This window comes from Roseivirga sp. 4D4, from assembly GCF_001747095.1.
In the GTDB taxonomy this organism is placed as follows: domain Bacteria; phylum Bacteroidota; class Bacteroidia; order Cytophagales; family Cyclobacteriaceae; genus Roseivirga.
Genome location: NZ_MDGP01000001.1, coordinates 3,340,698 through 3,363,356, shown reverse-complemented (window position 1 = coordinate 3,363,356; position 22,659 = coordinate 3,340,698). Strand labels below are relative to the sequence as shown.

The following is a 22,659-nucleotide window of genomic DNA, read 5'->3' as shown; positions in this document are numbered from 1 at the left end:
ATGAAGTTCAATTTCAAAAGGGCGGTTTTTGAATTTCTGTCAATTGTTGTGGCAGTAATTTTGGCCATGTCTTTGACTGAAATGAGACAAAATTACCTCAATAAGCAGCTTGCCGAGAAGTCCTTTTCAAATATTGTAGATGAAATCGGAGAGAATAGGGAGCGGCTGGTTAGAGATTCTGCGCGCATTGCAAAAGACTTGGAATTCATCAAGCAATGGATTCAAGATGTGCGAGATGATAAGACACCAGAGGACTTTTCATCCGGTTTTTCACTATCATTCCTGAATAAGGCAGCTATGGAAGTGGCTCAAAATAACCAGTCGCTGTCCTTCATTTCAAATGAAAGAAACATTGCCATTTCAGGGATTTACGATACTCAAGCCTTCTATCAGGAACATGGTGCCAAAACGTTCGAGATAATGGGTGATATGTCTAGCAGTATTGTAAACTCAAAGGCCGATGAACTACTACCGTACGTACTCAGATTCAGGTTTCACCTAGGGGTGGTGTTTAACACGGTTAAGGCTTATTTGTTGGAATCAGATGCCTTTCTGAATAATGACGAGCTTATGCCAGCATCTGATTAAGGAGGGTCTTTCCCTCCTCAACGGATTGCACTTCGCTAAAGGTCAGGATTAATCGTGTTTTGTATTCCTTCATTTTACTTTTCTTCGGATGTTTTTGCACAAAGGCTAGCACCTTACCAAAAGTTGGTGATTGAAAATAAGCTTCATTGTCCGAGGGCATAAAGTAACACTTCATCACCTCGTTTTTCATGACCACTTTTTCAAAACCGAGCTGTTCTGCTGACCACCTAAGTCTTACAGTTTCCACCAGATCATTAACTGCATCAGGCATTGGCCCAAACCGATCGCTTACATTGCCAATGAATTCCTGAAGCTTTTCTTCGTTTTTAATACTATCCAGTTTGGAGTACAAGCCCAGGCGTTCGGAGATATTAGAGACGTATTTATCCGGAATGAGGATTTCCATGTCCGTTTCGATGGTACAATCCTGAGCAACGATTTTCGCAGCCTCTTTGGCCAAGTCATTGACAAAAAGGTCTTTGAAATCATTCTCCTTCAATTCCTGTACAGCCTCGTCCAAGATTTTGTGGTACATGTCGAAGCCCAAGTCGGTAATAAAGCCGCTTTGCTCACCTCCAAGGAGGTTTCCAGCTCCTCGAATATCTAAGTCGCGCATCGCGACTTTGAAGCCATCACCTAAGTCAGAGAACTCTTCCAATGCACTCAGGCGTTTTCTAGCTTCTGAAGTAAGTCCAATTGTAGGAGGTGTAAGGAGATAACAAAATGCCTTTCGGTTAGATCGCCCGACTCTTCCTCTCATTTGGTGAAGGTCGGAGAGCCCGAACATATGAGCATGGTTGATGATGATGGTATTGGCATTAGGAATATCGAGGCCTGATTCAATAATGTTGGTAGAAACCAATACGTCATATTCGCCCTCAATGAACTTGACCATTCTCTTTTCTAAAAGACTGCCCTCCATTTGACCATGAGCTATGCCTATTCTCGCATCTGGAACCAGCTTGAGAATGATGTTACCGATTTGCTCAATATCATTGATGCGGTTGTGTACCACGAATACCTGTCCACCTCTACGCAATTCAAAGCTGATGGCGTCACGCATGATGACCTCATTGAAAGTATGAATTTCAGTGGTCACCGGTTGCCGGTTAGGCGGAGGGGTGGCAATTATACTTAAGTCTCTTGCACCCATTAGTGAGAAATGTAGAGTCCGTGGGATTGGAGTAGCTGTAAGGGTCAGAACATCCACATCTACGCGGAATTCTTTTAGCTTGTCCTTAACCTTTACCCCAAATTTCTGCTCTTCGTCAATAATCAAAAGGCCCAGGTCTTTGAAGGACACGTCTTTATTTACAATTCGATGGGTACCAATCAGAATTTCCGTTTTTCCTTCTTTTACTCTAGCCAATGTCTCCTTAATCTGCTTGGCAGTCCTGAACCTGTTGATATATTCTACCTTAAGCGGGAACTTGGCGAGCCTTTCAGAGAAGGTTCTGAAGTGCTGCATGGCTAATATAGTTGTTGGGACAAGTACTGCTACTTGTTTTCCGTTGACCGCTGCCTTAAAAGCTGCTCTAATCGCTACCTCTGTCTTTCCAAAGCCTACATCCCCACATACCAAACGATCCATCGGGTGCGATAGCTCCATATCATTTTTTACATGTTCGGTGGCCATCGCCTGATCTGGAGTATCTTCATATAGAAAAGAAGACTCCAGTTCGGCCTGCATAAAGCCGTCTTGTGCAAAGGCAAAACCAGGAGCATTCTTTCGCTTGGCATAAAGGCTAATTAGGTCTTTGGCAATGTCTTTGACCTTTCCTTTTACACGCTTCTTCTTATTCTCCCACTCTTGGCTACCCAATTTGCTCATGGTAGGCGCAGCACCCTCTTTTCCCGTGTATTTAGAGATTTTATGTAGTGAATGTACGCTTACATAAAGCAAGTCATCATCACGGTAAACCAGGCGAATGGACTCTTGTAGCTTTCCGTTGACCTCTTTCTTTTCCATGCCGGCAAACCTACCAATGCCATGATCGATGTGGGCGACATAGTCTCCAGGATGCAAAGAACGCAGCTCTTTTAGCGTGAGCGCCTTCGATTTCGAATGCTTTGCCTTGCTTTTGTATTTATGAAAACGATCGAAGAGTTGATGATCAGTATAGCAAAGCACTTCTCGGTTTTTATCGATAAAGCCCTGCCTAAGACTGACATTTATGGGAAGGATTTTCAGTGTCGGATCCAACTCAAGAAAGATTGTTTCTAGGCGACTGATTTGATTAAGCGAATCAGCTGCGATGCAGAGGCTCGTATTTTTGAGCTGCCATTGCCCGAGGTTTTCGGCTATAGCATCAAAGTCTTTGTTAAAGGACTGCTGTGGCTCTATATCAAAGGTAAAAGTGTGATCCGATTTAAGGTGTGACCGGTTACCAAACTCTATCTGGGTGTAGCCTTCAAGCCCCGATTTGAAAGTTTCACGTTTCTCAAACAACTCTTCTGGACTTAGCACCACCTGTGTGTCTGTGACCGCAAGTACTTGATCGAAGTTTTCGGTTGCCTTGACAAAGTATTTCTCAATGATATCCAATGTCTGCTCGTAGTCTTTAAACCAGATTTTCGAATTTCTGGGCACGAAGCTCAGAAAGGACTGCCTCGTTTCTTCCAGTAACTTAGTCTGAACGTTAGGAATAATATTGATTTCCTTAATGTTGTCCTGACTCAGTTGTGAAACAGGGTCAAATGTTCTGATACTGTCTATTTCATTTCCAAAGAGCTCAATTCGATAGGGCAAATCGTGTGCATAGGAAAAGACGTCCAGAATACCTCCACGAACAGAGAACTGTCCAGCTTCATAGACAAAGTCCGTTTGTTCAAAGTCATAGGTCTGAAGCAATTCTGTGAGAAACGCTACATCCAAAGACTCACCTACTTTGGCTGAAAAAGTATTGGTGGAAAGGGACTTTTTGTTGATTACCTTTTCCGTGAGCGCCTCAGGGTAGGTAACGATCAGCTCACCAATAGAGGCCTTATGGTTGATACGGTTAAGAATTTCTGCCCGCATGAGAATGTTGGCATTCTCTGTCTCATCAAACTGATAAGGTCTTTTGTAAGAGGTAGGAAAGAGTAGCACCTCCTTGTCTCCCATAAGGTTTTGCAAGTCATTGTGGAAGTAAGCGGCTTCTTCCTTATCATGGAGGACGAATATGTTGGTTTGCTTATTCAGCTGGTAGGTAGCTGCGGCTATAACTGCATCCAGACTACCTACCAATCCTTTTAGTTTTAGGTAGGTGGTTTCGTTCGGCTTAATTCTTTCCGCTATTGACTGAATTACCGGATCCTCTCTATAAATCTTTATGAAATCTCTAACCTTCAATTGATCTGTCTGAAGTGGCTTGCAAATGTACTATTTTTCGAATACCCGCTTATATAAGTGATTCTTGCGGTATTAAGATTTTTTTGTTGCTTCACATAACCCTTTCGTTTAAAGAGTTGTTACGGTTGCCTGATGAAAAGTGCAAAAAACAGATTAGACCTTAAGAAAGAGGCTTTCAAGCGCATTGAAGAGATGCATCCGCATATGGTTTTGCTTTATGTCGGGATGATTGGTAGTGGCATTATCTTTTTGTTTACCATAGTGGCCTTTACTGTTTCGCGCCCTGAAAGCAGCGAATTTCTCAAGATAGATTTCCCTAAGTCCTTTATCGTCAGCACCCTATTTATGTTGAGCTCTAGCTTTACCGTTTCCAAGGTGTTGCCTGCTTTTGAGAAGGATGATCTCGATGAGGTCAAAAAATGGCTGGGTATTACCCTGCTCTTGGGTCTTATTTTTTCTGCTGCTCAGGTGACAGGCTGGAGAGAGTTGCAATCCAACAATATCTTTTTTAGTGGCCAAAGAACGGGTGCTTATCTCTACGTCATTTCTGGGTTGCATGTAATACATGTACTGGGAGTACTGATTTATCTAGTGTCTTTACTGATGGAATGTCATAAGACTTCTAAAGATGTGGTCAAACACCTGCTATACGCGACCAATCCATATCAGAAAGTCAAGTTCAAAATATTAACAGACTTCTGGCATTTTACCGATGCCGCCTGGATCGTGCTGTTTTTCTACTTTCTCTTTAGTTTTTAAGTATAAAAAAAGGCCGCGTGACCAAACGCGACCTTCAAGCAATAGACTTATGAAGAATTATTTTTGACTTTTGGGCTTGGCCCTTCTGTTGGATTAGTTAAACGTAATTGTCTTTATATCGTCCCATCTGATGTACTTTGGATCGCCACCACCGGTGAAGACTAATACACCATCATTATCTTCGTTTACATCTCGTGCATCTCCTAACATGAGCTCGGTGCCGTTTTTCAACACTACAATTGAGTTGTCATAGTTCTTAGGAGTGATAGACTTAATATTTCCCATGGAGATAATGTATTCGACATCGTCATCGTGTCCTTGAAGCATTTCGAAAGTATACTCTTCGTCCAAGTCATAGATGATATCGCCATTGAAAGTCTCGCCATCAGTCGTTTCAACTGTACCTGATAACTTCTTCATGTCCGAGAAGTCAGCGTATGACATGGCATTACTAGGAGCCTCTTTGAAAGTTACTTTTTTGAATTCTCTCCAAGGAATGTCTACACGACCAAAGTCTGTAGTGACGATGATACCGCGGTTCTCGCTGTTGACATCGTTGGACCCCCTTAGGTACATTTCTCTGCCTGATTGCGTAACAATGTTGCTACCACCTCTGTCTCTTTCGATTGAAGCAAGTTTGCCAAATTCGATCTTGACATCACCATCTCTTGTGTCTCCATCAAGAATATCCTCAGAAAGTCTTTCATCGTGATCCCACTGAATAAAACCGGTGTACTCACCACCATAAAACTCTACTGTGCCGTACATAGGATCACCCATTCTATCACGTAGGTTTTTAGGAGTATCCATGAATTCAATTGATTCAATTCTGCTCCATCGGAATGTAGTTTTGCCAAGCTCGCTGTCCATAATGTGAACTTCTGTATTGAAATCATTAGAGCCGTCTTCAACGTAAATGGTCTCTCCATTTCTTAGGGTTAGTTTCACCTCAGAGCGTCTCTGGATCTCTAATTTGGCGATGTCTCCAAAGCGTGCCTGAAACTCATGAGTAGTTTCGTAATCACTGTTCCAGCTGATGTTCCAGCCATTCCAGCGGTTTCTTCTCCTGCTGTCGTCCCTAAGATCATTGCGATCGGCACGACTCAGGTAGCGATAGTTTTCGTTCTCTTCTTTGTTACCGTTGAATATGTCTGTCCAAATCGCCTCTTCTTTTCCCCAGCGAATTTGGCCAGTATAAGAGTCGCCATTAATGGTAGTAAGCTTACCGTAAATCAGGGCCTCTTCTTGCGCATTCATAGCGAAAGAGCTGATCAAGGTTAAAGTGGCGATCAAGGTGGTTTTTAATTTTAAGTTCATGACCTTTTTATGTTTTAGTTGTTGTTTCTTTTTTGATAAACCAAATATGGAATGATCAACCCACTCCTGAAATGAGTCTGGGTTATACTGGGGCATTTTTGAACTGAAACGGGAAGGGGTAATACCGAATCTGACTGTCTGATTCAGCCTATTGGTCTAACCACCGCTTAAATGCAGGGGTTTTTTCACTACTGACTACTATGTCTTCGTCAATATGCGGGTTGAGGCCGAGCTTAACCCTTCCTTTAAAATAAGGGTGGATATCAGTGACCGAATCAAAGTGCACGAAGAACTTTCGGTTTACACGATAGAATTGTTTTGGGTCCAACAGTGATTCCAATTCCTCCAATGTAGGGTCAATAGGCAGTTTTTGACCCTCGAAGGTCATCAGGTAAGAAAGCTTATCTTGAGAATAGAAGTAGGCAATCTTTTCTACGGGGATGGCTCGAATCCTTTGGCCCAGTTTTACTAAAAACCTTGATTTATATTCTTTGGTTGCACCACTGATTACCGCCCTGATTTCTTCCATATTGATCGGGCTATTGCTACTCTCATGTTGAGCCTTCTGCTCAAACTTATCTAAGGCATTAGATAGCCTTTCCTTTTGAATGGGCTTAAGCAAATAATCTATGCTATTCACCTCAAAAGCCTTTATGGCATACTCATCATAGGCTGTAGTGAAGATAATAGGGGTCTTTACTTCGACCTGATCGAATATTTCAAAACTTGATCCATCGAGTAATTGAATGTCGCTAATGATAAGATCAGGATGTTCATTGTTTTGAAGCCAAAGTACGGCTGCCTCAACAGATTTCATGGAAGTAACCACATCTGCTTCTGGCTTGATACTCTTGACCAATTCGATCAAGCGATCGGAGGCCAGTTTTTCATCTTCGAAAACAACTACTTTCATACTATTCGCTTTCCAAATCTATCAGAGGGATTTTGACAATAAAGTTGTCAGGGTTTTTGAATACTTGAACCTCTTTGTCTGTAAAATAAGAATATCTTTTCTGAATATTGGTTAACCCCGTTTTTCCACTATTTCTCTTTTCTACCCGTTTTTCCTGTAATGGATTTTTAACAGACACGTAGCCATTTTGGTAGGAGATGTGAATTTTTAGTGGTCTTATTTCTGAAATAACGTTATGCTTTATGGCATTTTCGATGAGCATTTGAAGCGTTAACGGAGGAAGGTACTTCATGTGCGCCTTACTATCAATATCTATGAAAGTTTGGATGGTGTCTTCAAACCTGATTTCCAAAAGGTATAAATAGGATGCGATAAACCTCAATTCATCATTGAGGGTAACGAGCTCTTCCTTACTACTTTTCAATATGTTTCTATAGACATCAGCGAATTTCTCTAAATATGTCTGAGATAGCTCAGTATCAACACTGATGAGAGATGACAGGATATTCAGGTTATTGAATAGAAAATGCGGGTCTAAGTGGTTTTTGAGTGTTGTGAGCTCCGCTCGAATCGTTTCTTTCTGAAAAGTCTCGGAATTGACCTGAGCGGTTTTCCAGTTACTCAAAAATTGTATACCGAAATTGATGGATATAGTAGGCAACAGAATTAATATGCCATAGACATTCATCGAAAGCACTTGGGTTACATTCGGTGGATCGCTGGTCAGTCCTAACTTGAGAATGAAGTAGCTAAGATTAATGATCAGTAGTGACATCAGAATACCTATTCCCAACTGCCAGTAAAACCGCTTATTGCCGTGTTCTAGCCAGGGTAATTTCTTATCGAGCCTTCTGGTCAAGAAGTGGTTTGAAACCCAGACTAGTGCCAGGGTAATAACCAACCAACCGGCTGTCAAATACAGCTCTCTATCTGAATCTGTTAGATATAGCGTCAAAAAAACAGCCCCGACTAATACGAGGCTTGCTATGAGCTGTACTGAAAACTTCTTGGAGAGTGCCACTGCTACAATTTAATCAAAAATGATCTCATCAATTTTTGACCACCGGATATATTCCGGATCACCAGATTTGGAGACAAAGACCAGTACACCAGCGTTGTCACTACTAACATCACGGTGATCTCCGAGCAACAGTCTTTCACCATTTTTCATTTCGACCATAGAGTAGTTGTAATTCTTTGGAATGATGCTTTTGATGTTTCTAAAAGGTATTTGGAACTCCACTTTATCATCATTAGCATCTAAGATCTCGAACTCCCAGGCTTCGTCTAGGTCAAAGGCGACAAGGCCTTTGAACTCATCGCCATCAATAGTTATCACCGTGGCATTGATTCCTTTGGAAACAGGAAAGTCATTATAGTCCATTCCGGTACTTTCATCATCATCAATTTCTAAGTCGACAAAATCGCGCCATCCTACTTTTACCAAGCCATAATTTGGGTCGTAAACAACCACGCCTCTGTTTTCTTGGTTCACATCATTACTACCGGTAAGGAAAAGGGTTCTACCAGAACGGAGCGTTAGGTCAACGCCATTTCTGTTCTTTGCAATCTTCTGAATACTTCGGAAGGGTATCTTTTTATCGCCATCACGATCTTTGCCATCAAGAATCTCGTTCATGAGTCTCTCATCGTCATCCCAAGCAATTATTCCCTTGAAAGTGCCTTTTCTACCTGCATTGACAATACCATAAATCGGTTTGCCGAAAGTTTCTTCATAGCCTTCAGGAGCGGCCATGAACTCTACTTTATCAATTCTACTCCAGGATAACTTTACTTCTCCGAGTTCGAAATCCATCACACCTATTGTTGTGCCGAAGTCTTCGCTGTTGCCACCGGTAATTTCGAGAGCTACGTTGTTTTTTAAGGTGACTTTGGCTCGGTCTCTTCTAAGTGGTTCAATAGACTTAATATCTCCGAACCTAGCCTTGAATTCGTGTTGCGTTTTGGAGAATTTGTCTTCCCAAATGCTCAGCACGCCTAAATCGAGAGATAACCATGAATTGCCCTCTTCTTTACCGCCAAGCTCTTTGATTTCTGACTTCGAAAGAAATTTCATGAAGTCATTCGAGGTTTTTGTACCATTCAATATTTCTACCCAGAATAATTCCGCTTGTCGCGCATTATCTCCGCCCCACTTGATCGCTCCGGTGTATTGATCCCCACTTACGGTAGTTACTTTACCGTAAATGGCCACATTTTTTTGGGCTTTAGACTCATTGGTAATGATTATCAAGCCTATGCCTATTCCTACAAACAGCAATATCCGTCTTATCATGGTTTGACTTATTTGATTCTGTTTTTGCATACTACAAACGTAGCTGCTGAGTTGTGTGATTTGAAGCTTATCAGGCCAGACTAGGGCTTTCATATTTCTGAATCGGGAAAATTAACGACTGAGTTTTTAGTTAATCAGGGAAGGCACTTACGTCAATTCCAGGGATAATGCGGATTGCATTCTTGTAATATAGCTTCTTTAACACCTCATCAGAGAGGCCTAGACCGTACATTCTCCAAAAGGCGTGATAGCGTTTATAATAAGGAAAGTATTCATCTTCAGACTCCAAAACTCTGAAATAGGTGGGGTATTCTTCTGGGTTGTAAGCATCCTTGCCGAAAAGGATTCGATCTTGATACTTTTCCATAAAGGCCTTGGCAAAGCGTGGTTGTCTGCCTAGCTCAGCGATTACTGCACCGATTTCTACCATCATATTGGGCATTTCTTCCAGAAGTTCACCCAAGTGGTTCAGGTCATTTGCATACCAGCCCATGTGCGCAGCAATAAAAGTAGTATTTGAGTGCTTTTTGAACACATTATGTTGCTCCTCTATCATTTTCGCCCAAGGGGCCGGATCGTCATCCTCTCTTTTTCTTCTTGGACGAGTCTTCAGTTCTAACCAACGCTCATTGTTGGCATCAAAGGGCTCCCAGAATTGCTTTGGGTCAGCGGTGTGAATTAAGACAGGGATTCCGAGTTCGCCACATTTTGCCCAAAGTGGATCGAGGCGTGGGTCATCGACCGCTACACGATTGCCCTCTTTATCTTTTACCGAAAAGCCAAGGCTCTTAAAAATCTTCAACCCTCTAGCACCTTGATTGTAATCTCTTTCTAATTGAGCTGCAGCTCTTGGTCCCCAATCATCATCTATATTGTTAAAGTTGGCATTTGCGAAGATGATAAAGCGTTTGGGTTGGTTGTCCTTTATGTTCTTTATTCCATCTGCCACAGCTTTTCCACTGCCACCGGATAGGTTGACCATGAGGCCCATGTTCAAACCGTCCATTTCAGAGGCAAGTTTGTTCAAGTCTCGCTCACCCATACGCCATTGGTGGCTATGAACATCTATGAAAGGGAATTTGGCCCTAGAAATCGGATTTTCTGGAACGACTAAGGAAGAAGGCGGGTCGTATTCTTCAAAAGTAATTTGAGCTACTATGGCTTGTTGGGCCATTAGTAAACAGCCTAGAATCAAAAAATGATGTCTTTTCATAATTAGTAGTGTTTGAGGAATTAATCGTATTTGATTCCACAATGTTTTTTAAGCGGGATTAAGAATGTAATTTATTCGACCAAAAGCATTTATACATGGAGATTTCTTTAAAAGGAAAAGTCGTGTTGGTAACAGGCGGCTCTAGGGGTATTGGAAAAGCTATATCTGAGGGCTTGGCAAACGCAGGCGCGACTGTAGCAGTCCATTTTAATTCCAGTCAAGCAGCCGCAGAAGAACTTTGTGAAAAGTTTGGGAATGGTGCCAAGCCTTTCCAGGCTAGTTTAGAAGAAGTTGATTCAGTGATTTTATTGTTTAAACAAGTAACTGCTCACTACGGAAGATTTGATGTGCTAGTGAACAATGCTGGAGTTGCTGTTTCATCTTATCTGACCAAAAATGATTCCGACTGGCTGGATGATTGGGACAGGACATTTGCTGTAAACACCCGGGCAACAGGCCTGCTTTGTAAGAAGGCCATCGAGCATTATTCTTCAAAGGGTGGTGGAAGAATCATCAATATTTCTTCCAGAGCGGCATTTCGGGGAGACACCATGGACTATTTGGCCTATGGGGCGTCCAAAGGGGCGATTCCCTCTCTTACCCGTTCTATAGCAAGGCATTGTGGAAAGCAAAACATCAAGGCGTTCAATATTGCGCCAGGCTTTGTGCGCACGGATATGGCTCAGGATTTCATGGATCAATATGGTGAATCCTTCGCCTTGGATGATATTGCTTTACCAGAACTAACAGAGGCAAAGGATCTAGCACCAATGGTAGTGCTTTTGGCTAGTGGCTTGGCCGATCATGCTACTGGCAGTACCATAGACATTAATGCGGGAAGCTATGTACATTAAATGGGAATGATGAGACTGGTGGTAAAGACACCGCTTTCATCTGAGCTGGTGAAGGTGAACCCTTGCTTTTCGGCAAGTTTTCCACAAATCCAGAGTCCTAGTTTATTACCACTCATTTTTTGACGTTTCAAGTCAATTTGATTGATAATAGTTAGTTCTACACTGTTATTGATTATACTTTGGCTAATTCGAATAGGTTTAGAGTTGCATCCATACTTGACAGCATTTTGTATAATATTGACAAGTATACTTTCCATTTTAGATTTGTCTCCTTTCATCTTGACTTCCGACAACGGAACAATATTCAGGCTTATGTCGAATTCACTTTCCTTAATAGAAGGATTCATTTTTTCAAGTACATCATAGAGCAAGTCATCCAGTCGAAACGGGGTCATATGGATTGTAAGCGTGTCGGCCTTGAGTTGACTCATTAATAGAAAGTCCTGAACTACATATTTCAATCGGATGACCTCTTCTCTTTGACTTTGTAGTGTCTCGCTGTGATTTCCATGATCGACCTTTTCCAATTTAAGTTCTAACTCGGCTAACATATTGGCGAGTGGTGTTCTCAGTTCATGTGCTGCTGATGCAAAGAATTGATTTTGGTTCTGAATGGATGACTCTATTCTTTGAATCATCGCGTTTATGGTCTCGGCCAGCTCGGTGAGTTCATCATTAGCTTTAGAGACAGGAAGCCTATCCATGGCCAGTGAGGCTTTAATGGACTTGGCTTGCTCGGTCAGTTGCCTTATGGGCTTTAGCGTATAGCCTGCTATCAAGAGTGCAATGACAAAGGAAAGTAGGGCTGCCCCAATGTTTGCCAGAATCATCCAAGTTTTGATATTGGCAATTTGCTCAAAGATCAATTGATTCTTTTTGGCAAGAATCAAACTAACAATTCCTATTTGACCGTTCAAGGCTTGTTTTTCTATTAGGCAAAATGTGAAGGAGTCTAGCTCTAGAATAATCGAAGACTCCAATTCTGGCACATACGCTTCGTCCTGAAGCACTGAGAATAGGTCTGTGTAGACTTCTGGAAAATCAGCGCGTTCGTAGAATTTTTGACTTTCAAACCCAGACTTAAACCAGATTTGAATAGGCTGATCTTCTTTTGTAATAGGCACCTCGGTTGGCCTTTCAGCAAGAGATCGAGCTATGCTTTCAGCTTCAACGGTAATACCTTGATAATAGGTTTGAATGATGCTCGATTTTACCTGATCGAATAGAAAGTAATTAGAAACTGAGATGACAATCAGGAAAACCGCAAAGAAGGCAATAGCGATTTTGAATCGAATACTCTTAAATGAAAAAGGATTGCCCAATATTATCGCTTAGTAAGTTCTCCAACTATTTTGTATCCATAGCCCACTTGTGTTTCGATGAGCTTTGGTTCAAAATCGTGATCAATTTTCTTTCTTAATTGATGCATGTGGACTTCAATCACGTTGCTGCCCATGTCAAAGTTGAAGTTCCATATTTTTTCCGTGATCTCCGCCTTTGACAGTACGCGGTTGGCATTTCTTAGGAGTAATTCGAGAATGGAAAACTCTCTTTTGCTTAACTCAATTAGTTGATCTGCTCTTTTTACTTCTCTTTTGATCAGGTCAATTTCAAGATCTTTTATCTTGAGGATAGAAGCTCTTTTTGATCCAAACTTCCTTTGAACGTTTCTAACACGGGCTTTGAGCTCTTCAAAGTCAAATGGTTTCTTGATGTAGTCGACTGCACCTAAGTCTAGCCCTTCTATAACATGATCGCTTTCACTCAATGCACTCATAAATATTATGGGGGTATCAATCGAGAACTTTCGAAGGTTTTTAAGTACTTCAAACCCATTTTGACCAGGCAGCATAATGTCCAAAAGAATTAGATCAAAATGATCTGCTGCTGCAGTTTCAAGGGCTGCACTGCCACTGCTTTCCAGCTTGACGTTATAACCGGCTTCTTGTAGACCTTTTTGAACAAAGGCGGCTAGCTTGACCTCATCTTCAACTAAAAGAATATTCATTGGCTAGTGCTTAATGATGTCCGATTGACAAATTTAATATTGTAAACAATGACATGTTCAGGTGCAACAATTGTATAACCGGCCTTGTCGATTTCACTTGAGATCTTTTTTCTTTTCCAGCCTTGAACTTGTATTTGAACACCTTCTTCAACCAAGTCGAGAATTGATAACATAACAATTGGGTCTAATTTGATATAAACGCTGTCGTCAAGAATTAGGCTTTCAAACCTGTTCGGGTATTTTCCTTTGTTATAGTTGATTTTACTAATACTCCCCTGATAGTTGACTTTATTAGAATGGTAATCCTCTTTGGTACCATATCTAATACTGAGCGGTTCAACTATTACTTCCGATGTACTATGGCTTATAGCCCTCAAGGTTTTACGGTTGGGCATTTCTCTATAATAGAGGTTGATCACATCATTTTTTTTGGCTTTGACAACCAACTGTTCAATTTCAACAGCACTCTTGCTATTAAAGTAAAAGGTGTCCAGCTTTTGTCCTTCAACTCTGGCAGAAAGGCCATTCACTAACCCATTGTTTGCAGAGATTAAATTCGCAGAAGAAATTTCAGCCTTTCTCAGCAGATCATTCCCGAAGCCGAAATGACGCAATGCATTAAAACCAGCTGTTTTTGCTGAGTATTTAATGTTTCCTGACGTTATTCGGTAAATATTGGGGTTTTTGTAGTATAAACCATTTCCTTCTTTTTGAGCCCTCAAGTAAGAAATGAATTCTTCATTAAGCGTATTTTCAAACCTTCCTGAGAATTGATAGATTAAAGTGTCATCGTTTTCCAATACTAGCATTCCCTCATAGTCTGTCAACCGTATTCTCTCATTGACTTTCACATTAAGGATCGGCTTAGTTTGGGTATTTATAGACAGGTTTCCTTTCGACTCAGCTAAATAAGTACCAGTGGAATTTTGGACTTGCTTCAGATAACCCAAGCCTCGAATGGGCTTTCCTAACTCCTGTTCAAGGTCTTTCATAGCCAGGTCTTTAAACAACACTTTGTTAAGCAATAGCTTGTCACCAGAAGCCACGACCTCAACCTCTTGTCCTTCTTGAATATAAGGTCCAATACTTTCTCCTCGGAAGGGAATAAGGCGTAAAATCATTAGTTTATTATTCTTTAACCTTAAAACTATTCCGTCAAAGGCCCCTCCATATTTGTGACCACTGAAGAGCATTTTTTCTATGGTACCCTTATACTTCTTTGTGATATGATCATTAGTTCTGCCCATTCGCTTGATTTGTTCCAAACGACTATTTGAAATTCCCTGGCTTAGCGCTGTCTCACAAAGGCATAAACAGACTATAATGGTCAAGAGAAGGGACTTCTTCATATTTTATAATTTTGATCAAACATAACCCAAGGACATTAAATCGAGCTTAAAACCAAATTAATCTTTCTTAATTTGACCACATGAAAACAAGGTGTAGCTGGTGCCAAGGTTCTTTTGAAGATTATGTCAGATATCATGACGAGGAATGGGGCGTTCCTGTCCATGATGATAGGGTTCATTTTGAGTTTTTGATTCTTGAGGGTGCTCAGGCGGGGCTCAATTGGTCTACGATTTTGAAAAAGAGAGAAGGTTATCGAAAGGCATTTGCGGATTTTGATCCCACTATTGTCGCTAATTATAGCGAGGCAGAAATGGAGCAGCTTTTACTTGATCCGAGCATCATTCGTAATCGATTGAAGGTGAAAAGTGCGGTGACCAATGCACAAAACTTTCTCAAAATTCAAGACGAGTTTGGTTCTTTCGATAAATATATTTGGTCCTTTGTAGATGGAAGGCCTATTGTAAACCAATGGAAGTCTATGGCGGAGGTTCCAGCTACAACAGCAGAGTCTGATAAAATGAGTAAGGATCTAAAAAAGAGAGGCTTTAAGTTTGTGGGCAGCACGATAATGTATGCTTACATGCAAGCCTGCGGCCTTGTGAATGATCATGTTGTAGACTGTTTTCGCTATAACGAAGTCTAGTCCTTAATACTCAAAACCACATTTTTACGAGGAATCTCTATTGCCCACATACCGACCATGACTGTATCAGCAAACATAGGTTTAGTGTAGTAAAGCATTTTGCTTTCATCCAGTTTTTGAATGTTGGGTTCAGAAACAAGGTTGTTATCTCGATTGTATCGGTATGCCTCAAAAACTTGGAGCACCTTACCACTTAAATCTTCATGGTCATCAAAAAAGTAACGTGCTTTATGATAAACAGAATCTGGACCAAATTCAGTGTTAATGACATAAGTCTGCGTAAGTGGTTCGGGCACAACCTCAATGGAAAAACTTTTTGAGAGCGTGTTGCCAATTTCCATGGCCCTTTCAATGATTTCTGCCTCTGAAACTACTTTGATTTCACGGTCTTCCATTTCCTCACGGGCTTTAGTAGTATCTATCTTTTGATCCCCACAGGAAACCAGACTTAATGAGACTAGAATAAAGGCGAGCAGCTTTTTCATTCTTCGTTTTATGGAATGGTATACAAATGTATAAGGGATTGCTATTGTTTTTTAATTTTAGGGAATAAACCCATTCGGAATGATTGAAAAACTTGTAGCCATTAAGGACAGATTTGAAGAAGTAGGCCAACTGCTGGTACAGCCAGACGCCATGGCCGATATGAAAGTCTATTCTAAGCTGAGCAAAGAATACAAGGATTTAGAGAAGATCGTAAAGGTTTATGATGAATATCAGAACGTGATAGACAACATCGCTTCTGCTAAGGAAGTACTTCAAACTGAAAAGGACGAAGAGTTCAGAGAAATGGCGAAAATGGAGCTTGATGAGCTGGTTCCAAGAGAAGAAGAACTCGAGGCTGAAATCAAGGTATTACTGATTCCTAAAGATCCGGATGATCAGAAAGATGTGATTATGGAAATCCGTGCTGGCGCTGGAGGCGATGAGGCGGCCATTTTTGCGGGTGACCTGTACAGAATGTACGATCGCTTTATTGAGACTAAAGGCTGGAGCAAAGAGTTGATCAGTTTGAGTGAGGCTTCTTCTGGAGGCTTTAAGGAAATTGTCTTTGGAGTTTCTGGTGATGATGTTTATGGATCGCTCAAGTTTGAGTCTGGCGTTCATCGTGTGCAGCGTGTTCCTGTGACAGAATCGCAAGGTAGGGTTCACACTTCCGCAGCCTCTGTGGCAGTACTTCCTGAAGTTGATGAAGTTGATTTTGAACTCAATATGAAGGATGTTAAAAAAGACACCTATCGTAGTTCCGGGGCAGGTGGTCAGCACGTTAATAAAACAGAATCAGCGGTAAGGCTTACACACCTTCCAACCAATACAGTGGTAGAATGTCAAGATGGGCGATCTCAACATAAGAACTATGACAAGGCCTTGCAGGTACTTCGATCAAGACTTTATGAGATGGAGCTGAAGAAGCAGCAAGATGAAATTGCAAGTGACCGAAAGTCTCTGGTTGGTAGCGGTGATCGATCTGATAAGATTAGAACCTACAATTACCCACAAGGTAGGGTGACAGATCATCGCATTGGTTATTCTGTTCACAACCTACCGACCGTTATGGATGGGCAATTGGGCGACTTCATCGAAAACCTTCGCATAGCCGAAAATGCGGACAAGCTTCAAGACGGAAGCGAAGAATGAAATACTTTCAAAAAGAACTAAGCCTTAAGCCTCGAACACGAGGCTTTCATTTGATCACCCGAGATATAATTGCCGCCTTACCTGAGCTTGGAGACTTAAATACAGGGCTATTGCATGTTCATATAAAACATACTTCTGCAAGTTTAACGATCAATGAAAATGCAGACCCTACGGTTCGTGAAGACTTCGAAACCCACTTCAACTTATTAGTTTCAGAAGAAGAGAACCACTATCAACATACCTTCGAAGGTCCAGATGATATGACTTCACATATCAAGGCGTCCTTACTGGGTCCATCAGTGACAATTCCAGTGACTAAGGGTCACCTTAACTTAGGGGTCTGGCAAGGCGTTTACTTATGCGAACACCGTAACCATGGCGGAAGCCGTAAACTGGTCTTAACGCTTCACGGTACTTAGGACAGAATTTGATCTACAATGCTATTCAGCTGATCCTGATTGGCAGAGATATATTGTAGACCCGCTTGATGCAGTGCTTTCAGGTTCTGCTCAGAAACATCATCCATTTGTGCATTCGCTTCCCCTAAGCCCGGTTGAATTCGGTGATAATATTCACCATTCTTGGTAGCATCAAATATTTGATTGAGCTGATAATTTACCGTCTCAGAGTTACCGGACATCATAACATCGATAACCGGTTTTATCCAACCAATAGCGCCCCATTTCTTGGCCTTATCATAGTGATAACTTTCCTTTACCGTTCCTGTGCCTATGGACAATATCATCATGTCTTTGGCAGAGGGGAAAGCGATATCATTAGGTGTATCCAACTTGCTAAAATCGAGTGCTCTCGCTTCCGAATAGGCACATAAGGCGGGGTTATTGGCAAAAACACCCCCATCAACTAATGTAGAAATAGTACCGTTTTCAGAGCTAATGCGAGCAGGTTCAAAGTAAGTAGGTGCGGCAGACGTGGCTCTGGTCACTTCTCTTACCCTATAATTTCTTACTGGATTGTCAACGCCATCCAACTTGTTAAAGAAAACCGTTTTACGGTTTGTGATATCATATGAGGTAATAATACATGGCCTTCGCAGGTCTGCTATCCAATGATCTCCAAAATACTGATCGAGTTCTTTGTTAATGGTCTTGGCTGAATACTTGGCACCTGCGATACCGTCTAGCGTTTTAACTTTTTGCCAAAAACTTCTGCTGAAGATATCAGGCCCTGTTTTTAGGTAGATATTCAGTGCAAATTCGGTGGAGTATTTGGACTTACCCTTATCGTCTGGTACTAAGTAGGTACAAGTTAGAATACCTCCAGTACTGGTACCTGCTATTAGGTCGAAGTGATCGGCCAGTTGTGTATTTTCTTGGCCAGGTCTTTTTTGTATTTCGGTTTCGATGTAGTGAAGAATGGTTCCAGGAATGATACCACGAATTCCACCGCCATCAATCGATAAAATTTTGATTTTTTTGTCCATAGTTTCTGTATGTGTTTGAAGGTCAATTAGCTTGACATATCAAATTAAAGAAAATACGGGAATTATGGAGGTTCTAACCTTGGTAATCTGAGGGCTCCAGCTCGAAGAGTTTGTTAACGGAAGTATTAAAGATTTCAGAAATTTTAAGCGATAGTACCGTAGAAGGGGTGTATTTGCCTCTTTCTATAGCATTGATGCTTTGTCTGGATACCCCCACCATTTGAGCAAGTTGCTCTTGGGTAATCTTTCTCTTCTTACGTTCTTGCTTTAAAATGCTCTTCATTCCTTTTGGAACTTTTGACATTCGAAAATAGAGTCAAAAGCGATGCCTTTTAGGACAAGTCTGGTTAACTTTTTATTACATTTTATTCCCGAATTAGACTTTATTGTTACACTGCTGTTAAAAAAATGTGAACCGCTACTTAACATTTGAGATTTGGACTATCTTTGTGGCCTTAACAGTAAGAACTATGTTGTTTGATCCACCAATCGCTTCAGGCGCAAATACATTTATCTGGATTGTTGTAATCCTTATCGGTTTTGTCGGTGCGCTAAGTCAGCACGATGCCCTTTTTAAGGGTAAGAAGAAAAAAGAAGAGCATTAATCAAATGCGTTTGACTAGTCTGTAATAGTCAAACATTGTAACCCTGAAGGCTTCTCTCGACTTATCCGAGTCAAGAAAAGAAACCCAATTATTGTTTATTTGAAGTTTAAACCGACAGCCCTGCTGTAGTCGATCATAGAGTTTGTCTGTGAAGGCGACTTGTGTGGTTTTGTTGCCAGGGGTATAAATAATTTCGCCATTTTCTTCTCCCAGTTCCCACTGAACGGTAAGTTCGTTTTGCTTGCCGATGACCTCGTTAGGTTCTAGCAGCAAATACGCCTCATCATACCGCCAATTATCTACAATCGCTAGGTTGATTACTGGAGCTTCAGTAGAAAGGTCTCTTTGCTTGTGTCGATAGATGTCAAGCTTTGCAGCTTCCATTACTTCTAGCTCATAATAGATTCTTCTTACATTTTTAAAAAAGAGCCTTGAGGCGTCATCTGTAGTAAAAACAATTTTATCCTTGTCGACCTTTGTCTGCTTATCAGGGTTGCAGCCCAAGACGAGCAAAAACGCTATACAAAACGCTAAGTTCTTGTTCATAAAACCCTAACCCAATGTCACCGTGGTTGTTTGAGTTTAGAAGCAGTCTCCTGGATCAGTTTCCAGGCATTTTCCACATGGTAAGCTTCTAGGTTAGTGTTACCGAAAGAAAGTCTCAAAGTAAACCGATCATGTAACTTGGTTTGGGTAAAGAAGAGTTTACCCGACTGGTTTATCCTCATCATGATCTGTTCATTGATTTCATCAAGCTGACCTTCAGGCCCTGAGGTATACCTAAAACAAACCGTGTTGAGTGGTACCGGTGCCATTAATTCGAAATCAGGATGTGCAATGACCTCATTAGCAAGCCATTTTCCCAGTGTAATATGTTTTCTAATTGTCTCCTGAATGCCTTCTACACCCATTTCACGAATGACAAACCAAAGTTTTAGGGCTCGGAACCTTCTACCCAAAGGAATTCCCCAGTCGCGATAATTTTTGACTTCACCATCAACAGAAGTTTTGAGGTAATCTGGGGTAATGGTGAATGTGTTGACCAAGGCAACGGGATCTTTTACATAGTAAGCAGTACAGTCGAAGTTGGTAAACATCCATTTGTGAGGGTTAAAAACAAATGAATCTGCTTCTTCGATCCCTTCAGACATCCACCTTAGCTCTGGCAAGACTAACGCTGTTCCCGCATAAGCAGCATCGACATGGTGCCAGATTTTGTATTGCTTACAGATATCACTGATCGCTGAAATGGGGTCTATGGCTGTGGTACTGGTGGTACCAATTGCCGACACCACACATAAAGGAGTAAAGCCTTTTTCAATATCCTCCTCGATTGTATCTAATAATTCTTCTGCTCTCATAGCGAAGTTTTCATCGACTTCGATTGGGCGGAATTGTGCGGCTCCGATCCCCGCGATTTTCACTGCCTTTTCAATGGAAGAATGAATTTCAGAAGAAGCATAAACCGTGAACTTCTGTTCGTCAAAACCCTTTTCGTTGACAGCATATTCAGAGGCTCGCTCTCTCGCAGTGAGTATGGCACAAAGCGTGGCGGTGGAGGCAGTGTCTTGAATGACACCGGTGAATGTGCTAGGTAAGCCGAGCATGTCACGTACCCAATTCATAACTGCTTCTTCTAATTCTGCCGCTGCAGGTGAGGTCAACCAAATCATGCATTGTGAGCCGAGGGTACTCATTAGCATTTCGGCAAGGACAGAGGCTTTACTTTTATTGGCAGGGAAATAGGCCATGAAGTTTGGGCTTTCCCAATGTGTGATGCCCGGCATAATGACATCCTTAAAGTCTTGGAAAATGGCTTCAAAAGTGTCCGGGGTATGAGGAGGAGCAGCGGGAATCTGCTTGAAGATGTCACCAGGCTGAATGTCAGGCAAGACTGGATAGTCTTCTACATTGTCAAAATAGTCAGCCATCCAGTCGACCAATTCATGGGCATGCTTTCGAAAGTCTTCGGTGTTCATCTCTTTCCCCTTTGCTTTCGTGCAAATTATTGATGATTTTACCGAAAACAAATGCATATGAACGCTCCTTTTCATTTGGCCTTCCCTATTAAGGATATTGAATCAACTCGTGAGTTTTACGGAGGCCTATTGGGCTGCGAAATAGGCCGGTCTACAGACAAATGGATCGACTTTAATTTCTTTGGTAACCAGTTGAGTGCACATGTGAAACCAGAGGAACTGGCTGCAGCACACACCAATGCTGTGGACGGCAAAAATGTACCAGTTCGTCATTTCGGGGCAGTATTAGACTGGGAGAAATGGCATGCATTGGCGGATAAACTTAAGGGAGTAGGAACGGAGTTCATTATCGAACCCTACATCCGATTTGAAGGGGAAGTGGGAGAACAAGCCACCATGTTTTTTTTAGATCCAAGCGGTAATGCACTTGAATTCAAGTCATTCAAAGACCCATCTCAAATTTTTGCAAAATGAGAAAACAACTGATCATAGCGATAATGCTCAGTATTTCGGTTTTGGCTTTTGCCCAAGTAGACTACTTGCTAAAACCCGATCGCGTTTTTGATGGAAAGTCAATGCATACTGACTGGGTGGTGACCGTTACTGGAAATGAAATTACTTACGCTGGACCACAAAAAAATATTCAGGCCAAGAAAACAATCGACCTCAAGGGAATGACTCTGATGCCGGGGCTTATTGAAGGGCATTCTCATATTCTGCTTCACCCATATAATGAGACTTCCTGGAATGACCAGGTGCTTAAAGAATCCTGGGCAGAACGCTCGGCAAGAGCGGTAAACCATATGGGGGCTTCTTTGATGGCAGGGGTTACTACCATGCGCGACTTAGGTTCAGAAGGAGCTGGCTATACTGATGTTGGCATAAAACAAGCAATGGAAAAAGGGGTGATCCCAGGTCCAAGGTTGTTAGTTGCTGGAAAAGCAATTGTCGCTACAGGAAGTTACGGACCCAAAGGCTTTCACGAAGGAGTGAAAGTGCCACTTGGAGCAGAACCGGCCGATGGTTATGATGACCTAATCAAGGTGACAAGAGACCAAATTGGGAACGGAGCGGATTTTATTAAGGTCTATGCTGATTACCGGTGGGGTCCAGACAGGACTGCGCAGGCTACTTTTACCATCCAAGAACTTAAAACCATCGTAGAGATTGCAGAAAGCAGCGGACGATATGTAGTTGCTCATGCTTCTTCACCAGAAGGAATGAGAAGAGCAATAGAGGCTGGAGTTGAAACCATAGAGCATGGTGATGGTGGCACACCAGAGTTGTTTGCTTTGATGGCGGAAAAAGGAATTGGCTTCTGCCCAACACTCGCGGCAGGGGATGCCATTACGCAGTACGGGGGCTGGAATAAAGGGGTTGACCCTGAACCTGCTAGAATAACGAATAAGCGAAAGTCTTTTAAGTTGGCTCTGGATTCCGGTGTTAAGATTGTCTTCGGAGGAGATGTTGGCGTTTTCAGCCATGGTGATAATGTAAGAGAACTGGAAATGATGGTTGATTATGGAATGAGTCCTCAATCCACTTTGGAATCTGCGACTTTGCTGAACGCGAACATGTTCCACTTGGATAGATTGGGTCAAATAAAAAGTGGGTTTCTAGCTGATATCATTGCTGTTGAGGGTAATCCACTAGACAATATTTCAAATTTGAGAAGAGTAGAACTGGTCATGAAGGATGGAGTGATCTATAAAGGAAATTGA

At 41.7% G+C, this 22,659-nt stretch carries 23 protein-coding genes; 9 read left to right on the top strand and 14 right to left on the bottom strand.

Annotated features, from left to right (window positions below; all coding sequences use genetic code 11):
* A complete protein-coding gene (locus BFP97_RS14730) occupies positions 1–588 on the top strand; it encodes a hypothetical protein (protein ID WP_069843154.1) in 588 nt (195 codons plus the stop codon).
* On the opposite strand, the gene mfd is transcribed toward BFP97_RS14730, so the two are convergent.
* A complete protein-coding gene (gene mfd / locus BFP97_RS14725) occupies positions 569–3,919 on the bottom strand; it encodes a transcription-repair coupling factor (protein ID WP_069843153.1) in 3,351 nt (1,116 codons plus the stop codon). The genes BFP97_RS14730 and mfd overlap by 20 nt on opposite strands.
* Before the next feature lie 132 nt (positions 3,920–4,051).
* On the opposite strand from mfd, the gene BFP97_RS14720 reads away from it, so the two are divergent.
* Positions 4,052–4,678, top strand: a complete 627-nt coding sequence (locus BFP97_RS14720) for a heme-copper oxidase subunit III (protein WP_069843152.1) — start codon at positions 4,052–4,054, stop codon at positions 4,676–4,678.
* A 93-nt stretch (positions 4,679–4,771) separates the two neighbouring features.
* On the opposite strand, the gene BFP97_RS14715 is transcribed toward BFP97_RS14720, so the two are convergent.
* The 5 genes from BFP97_RS14715 to BFP97_RS14695 form a co-directional block, all read right to left on the bottom strand.
* Complete coding sequence (locus BFP97_RS14715; RefSeq protein WP_139135320.1) at positions 4,772–5,995, bottom strand: hypothetical protein; 1,224 nt, start codon at positions 5,993–5,995, stop codon at positions 4,772–4,774.
* Between the two features lie 148 nt (positions 5,996–6,143).
* Entirely contained in the window at positions 6,144–6,908 is a 765-nt protein-coding gene (locus BFP97_RS14710) for a LytR/AlgR family response regulator transcription factor (protein WP_069843150.1), read from the bottom strand.
* Position 6,909: 1 nt separating this feature from the next.
* Positions 6,910–7,929 carry a sensor histidine kinase gene (locus BFP97_RS14705; RefSeq protein ID WP_083262581.1) on the bottom strand — a complete coding sequence of 340 codons (1,020 nt, stop codon included), beginning with the start codon at positions 7,927–7,929 and terminating at the stop codon, positions 6,910–6,912.
* A 9-nt stretch (positions 7,930–7,938) separates the two neighbouring features.
* Positions 7,939–9,204, bottom strand: a complete 1,266-nt coding sequence (locus BFP97_RS14700) for a hypothetical protein (RefSeq protein WP_139135319.1) — start codon at positions 9,202–9,204, stop codon at positions 7,939–7,941.
* 130 nt (positions 9,205–9,334) lie between these two features.
* Positions 9,335–10,417 (bottom strand): amidohydrolase family protein, encoded by a 1,083-nt coding sequence (locus BFP97_RS14695; RefSeq protein WP_069843148.1) that lies wholly within the window; start codon positions 10,415–10,417, stop codon positions 9,335–9,337.
* 95 nt (positions 10,418–10,512) lie between these two features.
* Between BFP97_RS14695 and BFP97_RS14690 the strand changes: the two genes are divergently transcribed.
* Entirely contained in the window at positions 10,513–11,271 is a 759-nt protein-coding gene (locus BFP97_RS14690; RefSeq protein ID WP_069843147.1) for an SDR family NAD(P)-dependent oxidoreductase, read from the top strand.
* On the opposite strand, the gene BFP97_RS14685 is transcribed toward BFP97_RS14690, so the two are convergent.
* Genes BFP97_RS14685 through BFP97_RS14675 form a run of 3 tightly spaced genes read right to left on the bottom strand, consistent with a single transcriptional unit; the run spans position 11,268 to position 14,628 of the window.
* Complete coding sequence (locus BFP97_RS14685; protein WP_069843146.1) at positions 11,268–12,593, bottom strand: sensor histidine kinase; 1,326 nt, start codon at positions 12,591–12,593, stop codon at positions 11,268–11,270. The two genes, BFP97_RS14690 and BFP97_RS14685, sit on opposite strands and share 4 nt — an antisense overlap.
* A gap of 2 nt (positions 12,594–12,595) precedes the next feature.
* The gene (locus tag BFP97_RS14680; RefSeq protein ID WP_069843145.1) at positions 12,596–13,279 is read right to left on the bottom strand and encodes a response regulator transcription factor; all 684 of its coding nucleotides are present in this window, start codon (positions 13,277–13,279) and stop codon (positions 12,596–12,598) included.
* Entirely contained in the window at positions 13,276–14,628 is a 1,353-nt protein-coding gene (locus BFP97_RS14675) for a hypothetical protein (RefSeq protein ID WP_139135318.1), read from the bottom strand. Before BFP97_RS14675 ends, BFP97_RS14680 begins: the two co-directional genes overlap by 4 nt.
* 80 nt (positions 14,629–14,708) lie before the next feature.
* On the opposite strand from BFP97_RS14675, the gene BFP97_RS14670 reads away from it, so the two are divergent.
* Positions 14,709–15,272: a DNA-3-methyladenine glycosylase I gene (locus BFP97_RS14670; RefSeq protein WP_069843143.1), complete on the top strand. Its 564-nt coding sequence runs from the start codon at positions 14,709–14,711 to the stop codon at positions 15,270–15,272.
* On the opposite strand, the gene BFP97_RS14665 is transcribed toward BFP97_RS14670, so the two are convergent.
* Positions 15,269–15,757 (bottom strand): hypothetical protein, encoded by a 489-nt coding sequence (locus tag BFP97_RS14665; protein ID WP_069843142.1) that lies wholly within the window; start codon positions 15,755–15,757, stop codon positions 15,269–15,271. The two genes, BFP97_RS14670 and BFP97_RS14665, sit on opposite strands and share 4 nt — an antisense overlap.
* A gap of 79 nt (positions 15,758–15,836) precedes the next feature.
* Between BFP97_RS14665 and prfA the strand changes: the two genes are divergently transcribed.
* Together prfA and BFP97_RS14655 are read left to right on the top strand one after the other, a co-directional pair.
* Positions 15,837–16,910, top strand: coding sequence for a peptide chain release factor 1 (prfA, locus tag BFP97_RS14660; RefSeq protein ID WP_069843141.1), 1,074 nt, complete (start codon positions 15,837–15,839; stop codon positions 16,908–16,910).
* A complete protein-coding gene (locus BFP97_RS14655) occupies positions 16,907–17,329 on the top strand; it encodes a secondary thiamine-phosphate synthase enzyme YjbQ (protein ID WP_069843140.1) in 423 nt (140 codons plus the stop codon). The genes prfA and BFP97_RS14655 overlap by 4 nt, the downstream gene beginning before the upstream one ends.
* Here BFP97_RS14655 and BFP97_RS14650 read toward each other — a convergent pair.
* Positions 17,326–18,354, bottom strand: coding sequence for a patatin-like phospholipase family protein (locus BFP97_RS14650; RefSeq protein ID WP_069843139.1), 1,029 nt, complete (start codon positions 18,352–18,354; stop codon positions 17,326–17,328). The genes BFP97_RS14655 and BFP97_RS14650 overlap by 4 nt on opposite strands.
* 73 nt (positions 18,355–18,427) lie before the next feature.
* Positions 18,428–18,658, bottom strand: coding sequence for a helix-turn-helix transcriptional regulator (locus BFP97_RS14645; protein ID WP_255399468.1), 231 nt, complete (start codon positions 18,656–18,658; stop codon positions 18,428–18,430).
* Between the two features lie 106 nt (positions 18,659–18,764).
* On the opposite strand from BFP97_RS14645, the gene BFP97_RS20660 reads away from it, so the two are divergent.
* The gene (locus BFP97_RS20660) at positions 18,765–18,959 is read left to right on the top strand and encodes a hypothetical protein (RefSeq protein ID WP_139135317.1); all 195 of its coding nucleotides are present in this window, start codon (positions 18,765–18,767) and stop codon (positions 18,957–18,959) included.
* Here BFP97_RS20660 and BFP97_RS14640 read toward each other — a convergent pair whose 3' ends face one another.
* Positions 18,960–19,505, bottom strand: coding sequence for a hypothetical protein (locus BFP97_RS14640; protein ID WP_139135316.1), 546 nt, complete (start codon positions 19,503–19,505; stop codon positions 18,960–18,962).
* Positions 19,506–19,522: 17 nt separating this feature from the next.
* Positions 19,523–20,938 carry a pyridoxal phosphate-dependent decarboxylase family protein gene (locus tag BFP97_RS14635; protein WP_069843137.1) on the bottom strand — a complete coding sequence of 472 codons (1,416 nt, stop codon included), beginning with the start codon at positions 20,936–20,938 and terminating at the stop codon, positions 19,523–19,525.
* A 51-nt stretch (positions 20,939–20,989) separates the two neighbouring features.
* On the opposite strand from BFP97_RS14635, the gene BFP97_RS14630 reads away from it, so the two are divergent.
* Positions 20,990–21,412, top strand: a complete 423-nt coding sequence (locus tag BFP97_RS14630) for a VOC family protein (RefSeq protein WP_069843136.1) — start codon at positions 20,990–20,992, stop codon at positions 21,410–21,412.
* Positions 21,409–22,659, top strand: coding sequence for a metal-dependent hydrolase family protein (locus tag BFP97_RS14625; protein WP_069843135.1), 1,251 nt, complete (start codon positions 21,409–21,411; stop codon positions 22,657–22,659). Before BFP97_RS14630 ends, BFP97_RS14625 begins: the two co-directional genes overlap by 4 nt.